1 pseudogene is annotated in these 649 nt (G+C 41.4%); it reads right to left on the reverse strand.

The window, feature by feature from the left end:
- Positions 1–433: 433 nt before the first annotated feature.
- Positions 434–649, reverse strand: a pseudogene (locus tag CRJ00_RS02615) (IS110 family transposase); the annotation flags it as partial.

The following is a 649-nucleotide window of genomic DNA, read 5'->3' on the forward strand; positions in this document are numbered from 1 at the left end:
AGCACAGTATGAGCAAGCACAGTATGAGCATACTGAATGCAATAAAGAACAAACTGGCGCTCAGGATTGCCGCAGTCATCAGGGATAGGTCAAAATATATGGACAGGAATAAGGCGCAGATCTAGAAAAGACCAGACCCGGGAAAAAGAAATATCGGCCAAGTGGGCTAAAAAGTTATTCTGAAAAATTTTGAGCCATCAAGCTCTAAAAATTTTTTGGAAATAACTTTTTGGATAGGAAAACTATTGAAGGAAAAAAGTAAAAAAATAGTTGGTTTAATCATAACAATCATTGCGAGGAACGAAGCAATCTTTAAACTATTCGAAAGATTGCTTCGTCGTGCCTCCTCGCAATGACGAAGGTATTACCTCCTCGCAATGAACTGTGTATATATCCAAATAATAAATTAAATTTTCTCCAAATAATATTCTGATTAGGCCGCTTTTGCGATGTAGCCCTTTCCAGATTTTGCGATGGCGAATGCCTGTTTGATCAGTTTGTTCACCACTGCTATGATTGCGACCTTGTAGGGTTTTCCCTTTTCCATCAACCTCCCATAAAGCCCGCTGCAGGCGGTGTTGCTCCTGATGGCGGATATTGCCGCCATGTACAGCACCTTTCTGACCTGGCCCATCCCCATCTTGCAGAT

The sequence above is a fragment of the Sphingobacterium sp. 1.A.4 genome (assembly GCF_002734245.1).
Lineage (GTDB): Bacteria > Bacteroidota > Bacteroidia > Sphingobacteriales > Sphingobacteriaceae > Sphingobacterium > Sphingobacterium tenebrionis.